Raw genomic sequence first — 13,965 nt, 5'->3', positions numbered from 1 at the left:
ACGGCCTCATGCCGTGGCGATGCGCGCGGCGATCGCCTGGCCGAGCTCCGTGGTGCTGGCCTTGCCGCCCAGGTCGGGGGTGAGCGGGCCTTCCTTCAAGGCCGCCTCGATGGCCGCCACGATGGCGTCGTGCGCTGCACGGCCGGCGCCCTGGCCCTGGGTCAGAAAGTCCAGCATCAGCGCGCCCGACCAGACCATGGCGATGGGGTTGGCGATGTTCTTGCCGTAGATGTCCGGTGCCGAGCCGTGCACGGGCTCGAACAGCGAGGGGAAGGTGCGCTCGGGGTTCAGGTTGGCCGAAGGGGCCAGGCCGATGGTGCCGGTGGTCGCGGGGCCCAGGTCCGAGAGGATGTCGCCGAACAGGTTGGTGGCGGCCACCACGTCGAAGCGGCCGGGCTGCAGCACGAAGCGCGCGGTCAGGATGTCGATGTGCTGCTTGTCCAGCGTGATCTCCGGGTAGTCCTTGGCCACCGCGTCGGCACGCTTGTCCCACCAGGGCATGCTGATGGCGATGCCGTTGCTCTTGGTGGCCAGGGTCACGTGCTTGCGCGGGCGGCTCTGCGCCAGGTCGAAGGCGAAGCGCAGCAGGCGGTCCGTGCCCTTGCGCGAATAGACCGATTCCTGGATCACGATCTCGCGCTCCGTGCCCTCGTACATGATGCCGCCCAGCGACGTGTACTCACCCTCGGTGTTCTCGCGCACCACGAAGTAGTCGATGTCGCCGGGCTTCCTGCCGGCCAGCGGGCAGGGCACGCCCTCGAACAGGCGCACCGGGCGCAGGTTGATGTACTGGTCGAACTCGCGGCGGAACTTGAGCAGCGAACCCCACAGCGAGACATGGTCGGGCACCGTGGCGGGCCAGCCCACGGCGCCGAAGAAGATCGCGTCCACGTCCGCGAGCTGCGCCTTCCAGTCGTCGGGCATCATCTGGCCGTGCTCGGCGTAGTAGTCGCAGCTGGCCCAGTCGATGGTGCGGTAGGTGAGGGCGATGCCGAAACGCTCGGCGGCGGCTTTCACGGCGCGCAGGCCTTCGGGCATGACTTCCTTGCCGATGCCGTCGCCGGGGATCACGGCGATCGTGTACTGGGTGGTGTTGCTGCTCATCAGATGTCTTCCTTGGAGGATGGAGGGTGCGTGGCCTGCATTGTTGGACAGCACGGTACAAAATACAATCGGCCGCCTGTGCATCCATTCTTCACACATCGTGCATAAAAGCCCGTCGACCGAAGACCTGCGTGTCTTCACCGTGGTCGTGCGCAAATCGAGCTTTGCGGACGCAGCCACCGAGCTCGGCGCCTCGCCCGCCTACGTGAGCAAGCGCATCCGCCTGCTGGAAGAAGACCTGGCCGTGAAGCTGCTGCACCGCACCACGCGGCGCGTGGCCGTCACGGAGGAGGGCGAGCGCGTGTTCCACTGGGCGCAGCGCATCCTGGACGACGTGGACCAACTGCTGCAGGAGGTGGCGGTCACGCGCCGCGAGCCACGCGGCCTGCTGCGCGTGAGCAGCAGCTTCGGCTTTGGCCGGCGCATCGTGGCGCCTGCGCTGTCGCGCCTGGTGGAGCGGCACCCGGGCCTGCAGGTGCGGCTGGAGGTGTTCGACCGGCTGGTGGACGTGGCCGGTGAGGGCTTTGATCTCGATGTGCGCGTGGGCGATGAGATCGCGCCCCACCTGATCGCGCGGCGCCTGGCCGACAACCACCGCGTGCTGTGTGCCTCGCCGGCCTACCTGGCGCGCCACGGCACACCGCGCGCACTGGCTGAGTTGTCGAGCCACGACTGCCTGGTGATCAAGGAGCGCGACCACCCCTTTGGCGTGTGGCGCCTGCGCAGCGGCGCTGTGGAGGACATGGTCAAAGTGCGCGGCCCGCTGTCGGCCAACAACGGCGAGATGGTGGTGCAATGGGCCGTGGACGGGCGCGGCATTGCGCTGCGCTCGCTGTGGGACGTGCAGCCCCATCTGCAGGCCGGGCACCTGGTGCAGGTGCTGCCCGAATGGCGCCAGGACGCCAATGTCTGGGCCGTCTACCCCACGCGGCTGCACCTGTCGGCCAAGGTGCGCGTGTGCGTGGAGTTTCTGCAGGACCACTTCAAAAGGGAGTGGTCCGGGATCGGCTAGTCCACTGAAACCGAGAAATCGGCTGTGCGCCGGGGTGGCAGCGGGATGCAGCGCAAGGCGCGGGCTGCGGCCAAGGCTGGCCGCCTTGGCAAAGCCCGCAACGCCGCGATGCTCCCGCTGCTACCCCGGCCCGAAGGGTGAGGGTCTGGCAGGGCCGCACTCGTCGTTGCCGTGCTCGCCGGGCGTGCAACCCGGCTGCGCCCGGCGCCTAGATTGCGGCCCTGCCAGACCCTCACGCACAGTCGATTTCTCGGTTTCAGTGGACTAGAGGGGCTCAGCCGCCTGCCAGCGCGGTCTTCACTGCGGCGGAGACCTGGCCCATGTCGGCCTTGCCGGCCAGGCGCGTCTTGACCGCACCCATCACCTTGCCCATGTCGCCAGGGCCCGAGGCGCCCAGTTCGGCCACGATGGCCTTGACGGCGGCCAGGGTTTCCTCGGCCGACATGCGCTCGGGCAGGTAGGCCTGCAGTACCACCAGCTCGGACTTCTCCTTGTCGGCCAGATCCTGGCGCGCGGCCTGCTCGAAGGCGGCGATGGAGTCCTTGCGCTGCTTGATCAGCTTGTCCACGATGGCGATGACGGCCACATCGTCGAGTTCGATGCGCTCGTCAACTTCCTTTTGCTTCAGCGCGGCCAGCAGCAGGCGGATGGTGCCCAGGCGCTCGCTGTCCTTGGCGCGCATGGCGGTCTTCATGTCTTCGGTGATCTGGTCCTTGAGGGACATGGCATTTCTCCTGTGGTCTTGTCGTTGAATCTGCAAAAAGAGGGCGCAAAAAGCAAAAAACCCGCGCCTGGCGTCCCGAGCGCGGGTTGATGTGGCCGGTGAGGGCCAGCGATCAGTACAGCTTCTTGGGCAGCTGCATGCTGCGCACGCGCTTGTAGTGGCGCTTGACGGCGGCAGCCTTCTTGCGCTTGCGCTCGGCCGTTGGCTTTTCGTAGAACTCGCGGGCGCGCAGGTCGGTCAGCAGGCCGAGCTTTTCAATGGTGCGCTTGAAGCGGCGCAGTGCGACGTCAAAGGGTTCGTTTTCTTTTACGCGGATCGTAGTCATTAGCTAATGGTTTCCAAATTTTTTTGCCCGCAGAGGGTCTTGGGGAGATCGGGCCTCAAGACCTTGCGTGGCGGTTGTCCCCGTCTGTAACTAGTATTGGCCGACGGGGCATGCCAGCGAAGCCGGACATTATAGCAGGCAGATTGGAATAAAGGGCAAGGGCTTCGTGCGACCAGCGCAGACATTCTTCGGCGCCCCAAGCTGGTGCGTGTGGCGCGGAAATTGCATGTGTACTTACAGAGTGTTTCGTTCTGCCCGACCGGGGCAGTGCGGTGCACGATCTCACTGCCTGGCGCCGAACCGCCGGGCGCATCCTGCAGGAACGGGAAACTGGTCACCCATGGCAATCATGCACCGCGTATCAGGTTGGCTAGGCCGGCTCAGTGTGGGCCGCAAGCTCATGCTCATCTATCTGCTGGACCTCACGGCGGTGATCTACGTCTCCAGCATCCTGATCCATGAAAAGAACCAGGCCATCGACTTCACGCGCAAGGAGATCGTGGGCACCAGCTACGCCACCGTGGTGCGCGACGGGCTGCTGGGCCGCTTCCTGCAGCCTGGCCAGCCGGGCCTGTCGGTGGCCGACACGCTGGGGCGCCTGGACACCGTGCGTGCCGAGCACGATGAAGCCTTGCACACGCAGGAGGCCGGCCAGCGCTTCAAGGATGCGCTGCAGCGCCTGGGCACCGATGCCGCCGCGCAGGCCGACCCGCAGGCCCTCACGCGCCTGCGCAGCCAGTTGCTGCGCGATGGGCGCGAGCTGCTCACCACGGTGGGCAACCAGTCCAACCTGATCCTCGACCCTGACCTCGACAGCTACTACGAGATGTCGCTGTCGGTGCTGCGCTTTCCCGAGCTGCTGCAGGCCGTGCACGACACCGTGAGCTTCCTGAACTCCCCGCGCACCGCGCGCGGGCCGCAGTGGTCGTCCGAGCTGCTCACGCTGGTGGGGCGGCTCGAAGCCGTGACCCTGGGCGTCGAGTCCGACTACAACCAGGCCTTCATCGCCGGCTCGCCCGAGATGCGTGCGGCGCTGGTGCATGACCGCGAGGCACTCAACGCCACGCTGCTCGAATTCCAGTCGCACCTGCAGGCCATCGCCAGCGGCGAATCGCGCCTGACCATGGCGCAGCTGTCCGAGCAGGAGGCCAAGGTGCTGGGCTCCCTGCAGGCCGCCTGGGGCTCGGGCATCAACGACCTCGACCGCCTGCTGCACCAGCGCGTGGACAGCCTGTACTCGCGCATGTGGCTGCATCTGGGCACGGCGCTGGTGCTGCTGGGCTGCATCCTGTCTTTGGTGACGCTGGTGGCGCGCCAGATCGCCAAGCCGCTGCAGCAACTGGCCCGTGTGGCCGACGAGGTGAGAAAGAGCGGCGACCACACGCTGCGCGCCCACTGGAACAGCAGCGACGAGATCGGCCGCCTGGTCACCGCCTTCAACGGCATGCTGGCCCAGCTCGACCGCGAGCGCCTGCTGCAGCAGGAGCTGGCCGCCAGCGCGCGTGCGGCCGAGGCCCAGCGCGAACTGGTGGAGGCCTTCCCGATCCCCTTGATGGTGACCTCCATCCCCGAGCACGAGGTGCTGCACTCCAACGCGCCGGCCGGGCAGTGGCTCAATGGCCGCACCGTCGACCCCTGGGGGGCGGGGCTGGAGCCGGGCGTGCGCGCGCGCTTCTTCCAGCGCCTGGCCGACCAGGGCTCGGTGGACGAGTTCGAGGTGCGCTGGAAGGGCGGTCCCGAGCCGTCGTGGGCCGTGCTGTCGGCGCGGCGCCTGGTGTTCCAGGGGCGCGACGCGGTGCTCACGGCCTTCACGCCGATCAACGTGCTCAAGGTCATGGAGCAGCGCCTGGAGCTGTGGGCCAAGGTGTTCGAGGCCTCGTCCGAGGGCATCATCATCATGAACGCCGACCAGCAGATCATCAGCGTGAACAAGGCCTTCTGCCGCAGCACGCACTACGACTTCTACGAGGTGATCGGCGAGGGCCTGGGGTTCCTGCAGGAGGACACCGCCGGGCAGGAGCCCCTGTCGGCCCAGATCGCGCGCGCCATGCAGGACAAGGAGTCCTGGCAGGGCGAGGTGCGCTTTCGCCGCCGCTCGGGCGAGACCTACCCGGCCTGGCTCATGGTGTCGGCCGTGCGCGAGGGCAAGGCCGGTGAGGTGGTCAACCACATCGGCATCGCCATCGACATCACCGACCGCAAGCTCAACGAGGAGCGCATCCAGTTCCTGGCGCACCACGACGTGCTCACCGAGCTGCCCAACCGCTCGCTGTGCGTGCAGCGCCTGCAGCTGGCGCTGGCGCACGCCCAGGCCTGCAACGAGCGCGTGGCCGTGCTGTTCATCGACCTGGACCGCTTCAAGGCCATCAACGACACGCTGGGCCACCACATCGGCGATGGCCTGCTGCGCTCGGTGGCGCAGCGCCTGACGCAGGCGGTGCGCAGCCGCGACACCGTGAGCCGCCTGGGCGGCGACGAGTTCGTGGTCATCATGCGCGACGTGGCCGGGCCCGAAGACGTGCAGCAGCTGGTCGAGAACCGGCTGATCCCGCTGATCCGCCAGCCCCATCCGGTGGAAGGGCACGAGCTCAACGTGAGCTGCAGCGTCGGCATCGCGGTTTATCCCGAGGATGGCGCCGACATCGACGAGCTGATGCGCCGGGCCGACGCCGCCATGTACGAGGCCAAGACCACCGGCCGCGACATGGCCCTGTTCTATTCGGCCGAGACCGACCAGCGCGCGCTGGCCCGCCAGTCGATGGAGCAGCACCTGCGCCGGGCCCTGGGGCGCGGCGAGTTCAGCCTGCACTACCAGCCACGCCTGAGCGCCCGGGGAGGGCGCCTGCAGGGTGTGGAGGCGCTGCTGCGCTGGAACAACCCGGTGCTGGGCATGGTGCCGCCCAGCGAGTTCATCCCCATCGCAGAAGAGACCGGCATGATCCGCCCCATCGGCGCCTGGGTGCTGCAGCAGGCCAGCGCGCAGTGGCTGGCCTGGCAGGCGCTGGAGTACGAGGGCCCGCTGGGCCGGGCGCCGCATCCGCTGTCGCAGGTGTCGGTCTCGGTCAACCTCTCGGCGGCGCAACTGGCCGATCCGCAGCTCGTGCCCGACATCGAGGCGCTGCTGGCCAAGAACGGCATGCCGGCCCACCGGCTGGAGCTGGAGATCACCGAGTCGCAGCTCATGGACCATGCCAACGCGGCCGAGCGCCAGCTGGCCGCCCTCAAGGCGCTGGGCGTGCAGCTGTCCATCGACGACTTCGGCACCGGCTACTCAAGCCTGGCGTACCTCAAGCGCTTCGACATCGATCGTCTCAAGGTCGACAAATCCTTCATCCACGACATGCTCACCAACCCGGCGGACATGGCGATCACCCGCGCCATCATCGCGCTGGGGCACACGCTGGGCCTGAAGATCGTCGCCGAAGGGGTGGAGGACCTGGCCACCGCCCAGGTGCTCGATGCGCTCGACTGCGAGGAGCTGCAGGGCTTTCACTTCACCCGGCCGCTGCCCGTGGCGCAATTGCAGGAGTGGGTGCAGCAGCACGCCAGCCGCCCGGCGCTGGGCGATTCGCGCTTCGGCGAGCTGGTCAGCATTCCCTGAGCGATTCTCCGGGGCCTTCGGCAGGTGGACTCACTTCGTCGGCATGCGAAGTGTTCCCGACCTCACGCGGTGCACACTGTGGGCATGAACACCAACCAGATCGCCCACATCGCCGGCCTCGTGGGGGAGCCCGCGCGCACGGCCATGCTGGTGGCGCTGATGGACGGGCGCGCGCTCACCCCGCGCCAGCTGGCCCCCCACCCCACCACCCCACCGCCCCCCCCACCCCACCCCTCCCCCCCCGACTCCGCCCCCCCCCCCCGCCACCCCCACCACAGCCCCCCCCCCCACCCCCCCCCCTCCCCCCCCCCCCCGGCCCCCCTCTCCCGCAACCCCTCCTCCCGCCCCCCCCCCCACCACCCCCCCCCCCACCCCGGCGCCGGGGGGGCGCGCCCCCCCCCCCCCCCCCCCCCGCCCCCCCCCCCCCCCCCCCCCACCCCCCCCCCCCCCCGCGCCCCCACCCCCCCCCACCCCCTCCACGCGCGCGCCCCCCCCCCCCCCACCCCGACGCGCGCCCCCACACCGCGCGGGGCCGGCCCCGGCGCCGCACCGCCTGGGCATCGATGCGGCGGCGGACCCCGGCGCAGGCGGCAAGCGGCCCCATTGCCGCCCCTGCCTGGATTGGAGTGAACGGCGCATGCATGTGGCCGGCCGCCTGGGTGCCGTGATCTGCAGCCACTGCCTGGACCAGGGCTGGCTGCTGCGCCGCAGCGATACCCGGGCGCTGGAGATCACCCCCGGCGGTGCCGTGGCGCTGCGCAACTGGCTAGGCCATGCGCGCTGGGGCCAAGTGGCCGATCAGTGAGCTGTGCTGGCGGGCAGCGCTCCAGCACAGGCATGGGCACTGGCCCAGGCCCACTGGAAGTTGTAGCCGCCCAGCCAGCCCGTGACGTCCACCACCTCGCCGATGAAGTACAGGCCCGGCTGGGTCTTGCATTCCATGGTCTGCTGCGAGAGCACGCGCGTGTCCACGCCGCCCAGCGTCACTTCGGCCTTCTTGTAGCCCTCGGTGCCGGTGGGGGTGAGTTCCCAGCGCGCCAGTTGTTCGGCCAGGCGCGCCAGCGCCTTGTCGGACGCTTCGGCGATGGGGCGCTGCCAGTCTGCCTCGCGCTGGGCCCAGGCGTCGGCCAAACGGCTCGGCACCAGGGTGGCCAACTCATTGGCGATGAGCTTGCGCGAGCGCAGCTTGGCCTGCGCCAGTGCAGCGGGCAGGTCCACCGTGGGCGCGAGGTCGATGGCCAGGGGCGTGCCCTCCTGCCAGTAGCTCGATATCTGCAGCACCGCCGGGCCCGACAGGCCGCGGTGCGTGAACAGCAGGTCTTCGTCGAACACCATGCGCGCCTTCTTGGCACCGGTGCTGATCTGCACCGGCAGCGCCAGGCCCGAGAGCTGCGCATAGGGCGCCCAGGCGTCCCCGTCGAAGGTCATCGGCACCAGGCCCGGGCGCTGCTCGATGAGCGGAACGTCGAACTGCCGCGCCAGCCGGTAGCCAAAGTCGGTGGCGCCGATCTTGGGGATCGACAGCCCGCCGGTGGCCACCACCAGGCTGCGTGCCTGCACGGGGCCGCGGTCGGTGTCCACCAGGTAGCTGCCCTGGCCATCGGTGCCGCCGGCGTCAAAGGCGATCTTCTTGGCGCCGCAGGGCTGCCAGTGCGTGACGCCGCCCTCGGCGCACTCGGCCAGCAGCATGGCGATGAGGTCCTCGGCCGAGCGGTCGGCAAACAGCTGTCCCTTGTGCTTTTCGTGGTGGGGGATGCCGTGCTTGTCCACCAGCGCGATGAAATCCTGCGGCGTGTAGCGCGACAGGGCCGAGCGGCAGAACTGCGGGTTCTGCCCCACGAAATGCTTGTGCGGCGCGGCTGGATCGAGGTCGCGGTTGGTGAAGTTGCAGCGCCCACCGCCCGAGATGCGGATCTTTTCGGCCACCTTCTCGGCATGGTCGATCAGCAGGACCTTGAGGCCGCGCTGGCCCGCCTGGCCCGCGCAGAACAGGCCGGCTGCGCCGGCGCCGATGATGATGGCGTCGAAAGAATTGGAAGCTGTGGGGGAGCTGGGTTATGAGTTTGTGTCGTTATGTGAGTTGGTAGGGATACCCGTCCACTTCCATTTCCAAGAGAGGTTTTCCAGGTCCATTTCAGTCGTGGGATCAGCGAAATTCCTCTATCCCAAACCCCACGGTGGAAGGGCGAAATCCCTCGGGGTGGCGGGGGCCGCCATCGTCGCCGCATGCGATCATGGTCGCCGCTCATCGCCTAATGTGGGCTACGTCCTTGCCGGTACACCCGTTATCAGTATCAGCAAATCCTCAACTCGACTATTTTTACGGAATTATTCCGGGTATTGATCCTATGAAGATATGGTGTATTTTCTTTCGTAATTAAATTTAGGTCGTTTCCCTGTAAATTTTTGTGCCTTCCAGGCTATCGTTTGTGCAGATATTTCATTACGGCAAAGTTCTTTTATTATGATTGGCTAAGGGGCTTACTTTTTTATTCATCTCTTTTAAATTCCAAAAAATTCCGCCTCTTTCTAGGGTTCTCTTTGATTATCTGCCTTACTCTTGTTCATAGGTGACGAGGAACCCGATTGATTCAAATTCTCTAGTCTACATCACTCTCCCCTATTTCAGGGTAAAGCCAGGTCTTTCTTTTTCTCTTTGTATTTCACAACTTATATATTTAGTTTTTGAATGAATCTTTTATTTTTTTTAATCGACTTTCTCTACCATTTGAGGTTTGATTGGTATTAAGTCGTGCAGAAAAATCCCTTTGGATTTTATTGTATTATAATGAGACTAAATGCTGGGTTGAATAATTCCGGGAGCGTTTAAATAGTAGCCTTAGATGAATATTTATAGTCCCATCCTGAATTTCATTAAGTCTCGCTCTCGGATATTTGGTTTTTGATGGAGGGGTTATGTGATTCATTATTTCCCCCCCCCCCAGGGAGATGTTATTTAAAAAATTTTTTTTTATTTTTAGGGATATTTTTATTTTTTAATAATAGAAAATTTAAATTGAATGAAAATTTTTGAAATTTCAACCATTATCAATAGTGTGACTTATAACGCCCGAGCTTACCACGGCGATGTCCACAAAGTTGGAATCACGGTGGGCTTCCGTGCTGAACTTTTTTTTTTTTTATTAAAAACCCATCACCAAGATAACCCCCCCAACATTATGGTAGCGCACATAGGCCACCACGGGCGGCCCAGGACGGAAACCACCCGCAGCGCGGCCTGTGGCGTTTGTGCGGCCATGGCCTTGGCGCGCCTCGGCAGCGTTTTTTCATCCCGTATATCTCATTTTTAATCCTCCAATTTCGCGCCCTTGGGGCTCAGCGCAAACGCCCCCACCCAGGGCGTGCCTTCTTCCAGGAATCCCTCCCCTTTTATATCCGTCACCTTGTTTATATTTTCATACTGGCTTCAATCGCTTTCTCGACACAACGCAGCAGCAGCTTGCCGAATTGTCCTTGTGTCCCTCACCAGCCAAGGCAGTGCCCGAGGTTTGCACCGCCACCAGGTTGCGCGTGATCTTGGTTCATCTCACCTGCCTTTAAGGAACTGGTCACGTGGGTGAGCAAACAAGGGTGTTGCTGCAGCGCACAGCATGTCAGCGGCTGGCTATGCGGTGAAGCCGCTTCTCCATCAAACAAAGACTCTGTACGAAGACCCAAACTCCTGCTGGCGTCGGCCATCACGGCCCTAGGTGCGGCGATGGTAGGAGGGCTGAGGGCCGTGTCCGCAGGGGCGTTTGCCGGGGGCGCGTACCACCGGGCGACTGGCGATTGCCAGCGCTGCATCGACAGCGACCCCTTTTTTTAATTTTTTTTTTTTTTTACGCTACCAGCGCAGAGCCTGGTCCATCAGAACACAGGGCGAACACAACGCGTGCGCTGCCGCTGCTGCAGTTTTTTGGGCCTCGTTCATCTGGTGTTCACGTTTTGCTCACGTTCTGCTCATTCAGCATTCACAGCGCATCCATTCCAACTTGGTGAACTCAAGGTCTCGCAGGCAGCCATCCGGGCGTCAGCGAGATAAACCCATCTCAACCACCGAAAATCATGAAAACAAACACCTGCATTGCCATTGCCACGCTCCTGCTCGGCACGGCCGTTTTGCCGGCTGCGGCCAAGGGCCCGGTGGTCAACCACGCCATCCTCGAAAGCGAAGTGCTGTCTGCCCAGAAAGCCTGGTGCAAGGCCCTGGTCGACATCAGTGCCATCAACACCGCCAGCGGCCCGGTGGCGGCCAAGGCTCTGGCAGAGAAAGTGATCGACAGTGCCTACGGCTACCAGATGGGTGCGGTGCTGTTCAAGCCCACGCTGACCACAGCGCCCCAGACGTTCCGAGTCACGCGTGAAGGCGCGCTGTCGTACTTTGTGGGCGGCAACCCGGCCTTCCCCAAGGACACCGGCTTTGTACTCGAAGGGCTGGACCCAGTGCGAAGTAGCCAACAGCGCCGTTTTCATTGCAGGTGACTCTGCAAGCACCATGGGCAATGTGATGTTTACAGACAAGGCCGGCAAGGTCACATCGGTCGACAAGACCTGGACTTTTGTCAAGGATGACGCGGGCAAACTGCGCATCGTGGTGCACCACTCTTCGTTACCGTTTACCGGCAACTGACGCGTTGACCCACTGCGCGCTACTCTTGAGGGGCGCTTCGATCACGCGTCTGCGCCCCTTCATAATTCAGGCCTTCTTTCGGGGCCTACCGATGTACCGCGCACGACTTTCTCTGGCATTTGCTGCTCTGGTGGCCCTGGTCTGTATTCAGGCCGCGTTTGTGTACTGGGGCGCCAATCGCGTCAATGACTACGCCCAGCACAGCCGGCTGGCCAGCGACATCCAGTCCGAGCTGCTGGACCTGTCGGCCAACAAGCAGCGCCTGAGTGTGTGGGCCATGCAGCGCCTGATGAACACCGATGCCCAGCCCGAGCAGCGCGATCGCCTGGTGGCCGCCATGGTCGCCAGTGCCACCAACCTCGATGACCTGGTGCAACGCGACCTGGCGTTGTGGACCGAGATCGCGCGCCGCGACGGCGTGAGCATGCCAGCCGAGGTGCCTCAGCTGGTGGGTGTGACAGAGCTGCTGCACGACAACATCCAGGCGGTGCAGGCGCGGCTGGCGCAACTGGTGCCGTTGGAGGAGGGCGCTGATTTTCCTGCCCTGTGGGGCGAGCTGACCCAGGTTTTTGACATGGCGCGGGGGCGCGACCTGCGCGAGCTGATCAACGGCGCCATCGCACACCAGCGTGCTGCGGTGCCCGTGGCACGCGCCGCCACCGAGCGCGGCCTGGATGTGCTGCGCGGGCAGGCGATTGGAATGGCCCTCATCACCCTGGCGTTGGCCGCAGTGCTGGCGTTGCACCTGACGCGGCGCCTGCAGCGCCCGCTGGACCGCCTTCTGGAGGGGACGCAGGCCTTGCAGGCCGGTGCGTTGGACCACCGGGTGGCCACAGGCTCTCACGATGAATTCGATCGCGTAGCCCAGCACTTCAACGCCATGGCGGCCGAGCTGCAGCAACACCGCGCCCGGGCCGACGCTGCCCGCCGTGGGCTGGAAGACGCCGTACAGGCCCGCACGCAGGAGCTGAGCGCCGCGCACGACACCTTGCAGCGCCTGGACCAGCGTCGCCGCCAGTTGTTTGCGGACCTGGGGCACGAGTTGCGCACCCCCGCCACTTCCATCCGCGGCGAGGCCGAGATCAGGCCGCGCGGCGGCGACAAGCCGGTGGAGGAATACCGCCAGACATTACGGCGCGCATCGTGGGTGGGGTGGACCAGCTCACCCGCGTGATCCACGACCTGCTGCTGATCGCCAAGGCCGAGGCCGACCAGCTGGTGATGCACCTCGGCCCCGGTGGACCCTTCGCGCTCTCTTTTGGGCGACGCATCCGAGCAGGCTATGGCCCTGGGCGCGCCACAGGGTGTGCAGGTGCAATGGCTTGAGGATCAGCGAGGAGGCGATGGCGTGGAGGCACTGCCCACCGGTTGCGTGGCCGTTTATGCCGATGCTGACCGGCTGCGCCAGGCGCTGATGATCGTGCTGGAGCAGCGCGGTGCATTACTCGGCGCCGGGAACCACCGTGCGCGTGGGGCTGCGCGGCGCACCCGACGGTGTGCAAGTGGTGGTGCGTGACGAGGGCATTGGCATTGATGCGGATGAGCTGCCCCGCGTGTTCGAGCGGTTTGTGCGCGGGCGCCGGGCGCGTGCGCACCGGGCTGATGGAACGGGCATCGGCCTGTCCATCGCCCATGCCATCGTGCAGGCGCACCAAGGCGAAATCGATGTGGAGAGCGCGCCGCTGCAGGGCACGGTGGTGCGCATCACGCTGCGGCGGGTGCACGCATCGCTGCTGCTTGATTCGGGCGATGGCACTGGGCAAGGGCAAAAGGGCAACAAGGGCAACAAGGGCAACGAGGTAGACGGCATGAACAACATCATGGTGGTGGAAGACGATGGGCGTGTGGCCGACTTTCTGGTGCGCGGCCTCAAGGCCGAGGGCTATCGCGTGGAGCTGGCCCGCACCGGCCCCGAAGGCCTGGCCATGGCCCGCGAAGCGGAGCCGGGTGTCCTGTTGATACTGGACCTGATGCTGCCCGGCCTGAGCGGCCTGGAGCTGTGTCAAACCCTGCGCGCAGAAGGCCGCCAGATGCCCATGCTGATCCTGAGCGCGCTGAGCAACACCGAAGACAAGATCAACGGGCTGCGCCTGGGAGCCGACGACTACCTGACCAAGCCCTTTGCGTTTGAAGAGCTGCTGGCTCGCATCGAGGCCCTTCTTCGCCGCGGGCGTGAGCAGCGCGCGCGCGCCAGCACCCTGCAGGTGGCAGACCTGTCGCTGGACCTGGAGCGCATGCAGGCCAGCCGCGCCGGTCAGCCCATCGTGCTCACGGCGCGCGAACTGGCGTTTTTGGAGCTGCTCATGAGCGCGCCGGGCCGCGTGTACAGCCGCGAGCGCATTCTCTCCAACGTCTGGGGCACCAACGAGGACCCATTGACCAACGTGGTCGACGTGTATGTGCGCCGCCTGCGCGCCAAGATCGACGAAGGCCACGGGCTTGCGCTCATCAAGACGGTGCGAGGCTTTGGCTATCGGCTGGATGCCGCGACGGACTAGGCGGTTGGTGGCTGCTGGGCAGAAGTTCGCCCTTCCAACGTGCATCGAATGAAGAGTGCTTGTTAAACCTG

9 protein-coding genes and 3 pseudogenes are annotated in these 13,965 nt (G+C 65.2%); 8 read left to right on the top strand and 4 right to left on the bottom strand.

Annotation, left to right across the window (positions count from 1 at the left end):
* Positions 1-6 precede the first annotated feature (6 nt).
* A complete protein-coding gene (locus U5N23_RS21780) occupies positions 7-1,104 on the bottom strand; it encodes a tartrate dehydrogenase (protein WP_322594821.1) in 1,098 nt (365 codons plus the stop codon).
* Positions 1,105-1,204: 100 nt separating this feature from the next.
* Here U5N23_RS21780 and U5N23_RS21775 point away from each other — a divergent pair, with 100 nt between their 5' ends.
* A complete protein-coding gene (locus U5N23_RS21775; protein ID WP_322594820.1) occupies positions 1,205-2,116 on the top strand; it encodes a LysR substrate-binding domain-containing protein in 912 nt (303 codons plus the stop codon).
* Positions 2,117-2,390: 274 nt separating this feature from the next.
* On the opposite strand, the gene U5N23_RS21770 is transcribed toward U5N23_RS21775, so the two are convergent.
* Both U5N23_RS21770 and rpsU read right to left on the bottom strand, forming a co-directional pair.
* The gene (locus U5N23_RS21770; protein WP_057266017.1) at positions 2,391-2,840 is read right to left on the bottom strand and encodes a GatB/YqeY domain-containing protein; all 450 of its coding nucleotides are present in this window, start codon (positions 2,838-2,840) and stop codon (positions 2,391-2,393) included.
* 112 nt (positions 2,841-2,952) lie between these two features.
* On the bottom strand, positions 2,953-3,165 hold the full coding sequence (gene rpsU / locus U5N23_RS21765; protein WP_007833691.1) for a 30S ribosomal protein S21: 213 nt from the start codon (positions 3,163-3,165) through the stop codon (positions 2,953-2,955).
* Between the two features lie 340 nt (positions 3,166-3,505).
* Between rpsU and U5N23_RS21760 the strand changes: the two genes are divergently transcribed.
* The 3 genes and pseudogenes from U5N23_RS21760 to U5N23_RS21750 all read left to right on the top strand — a co-directional run bounded on the left by U5N23_RS21760 (position 3,506) and on the right by U5N23_RS21750 (position 7,571).
* A complete protein-coding gene (locus U5N23_RS21760; RefSeq protein WP_322594819.1) occupies positions 3,506-6,766 on the top strand; it encodes an EAL domain-containing protein in 3,261 nt (1,086 codons plus the stop codon).
* Between the two features lie 84 nt (positions 6,767-6,850).
* Positions 6,851-6,961 (top strand): annotated as a pseudogene (locus U5N23_RS21755) (transcriptional regulator); the annotation flags it as partial.
* A 442-nt stretch (positions 6,962-7,403) separates the two neighbouring features.
* Positions 7,404-7,571, top strand: a complete 168-nt coding sequence (locus U5N23_RS21750; RefSeq protein WP_416208648.1) for a hypothetical protein — start codon at positions 7,404-7,406, stop codon at positions 7,569-7,571.
* Here U5N23_RS21750 and U5N23_RS21745 read toward each other — a convergent pair.
* A complete protein-coding gene (locus U5N23_RS21745) occupies positions 7,565-8,785 on the bottom strand; it encodes an NAD(P)/FAD-dependent oxidoreductase (protein ID WP_322595545.1) in 1,221 nt (406 codons plus the stop codon). The two genes, U5N23_RS21750 and U5N23_RS21745, sit on opposite strands and share 7 nt — an antisense overlap.
* A 1,001-nt stretch (positions 8,786-9,786) precedes the next feature.
* Between U5N23_RS21745 and U5N23_RS21740 the strand changes: the two genes are divergently transcribed.
* From U5N23_RS21740 to U5N23_RS21720, 4 genes and pseudogenes are all read left to right on the top strand, one after another.
* The gene (locus U5N23_RS21740) at positions 9,787-10,077 is read left to right on the top strand and encodes a hypothetical protein (protein ID WP_322594818.1); all 291 of its coding nucleotides are present in this window, start codon (positions 9,787-9,789) and stop codon (positions 10,075-10,077) included.
* 754 nt (positions 10,078-10,831) lie between these two features.
* A pseudogene (locus U5N23_RS21735) lies at positions 10,832-11,396 on the top strand (hypothetical protein).
* 91 nt (positions 11,397-11,487) lie between these two features.
* Positions 11,488-13,117 (top strand): annotated as a pseudogene (locus U5N23_RS21725) (ATP-binding protein); the annotation flags it as partial.
* Positions 13,118-13,204: 87 nt separating this feature from the next.
* On the top strand, positions 13,205-13,894 hold the full coding sequence (locus U5N23_RS21720; protein WP_322595544.1) for a response regulator transcription factor: 690 nt from the start codon (positions 13,205-13,207) through the stop codon (positions 13,892-13,894).
* Positions 13,895-13,965: the final 71 nt, after the last annotated feature.

The organism is Acidovorax sp., from assembly GCF_034519795.1.
GTDB lineage: Bacteria > Pseudomonadota > Gammaproteobacteria > Burkholderiales > Burkholderiaceae_C > Acidovorax.
This window is presented reverse-complemented; position numbering and strand designations above follow the sequence as displayed.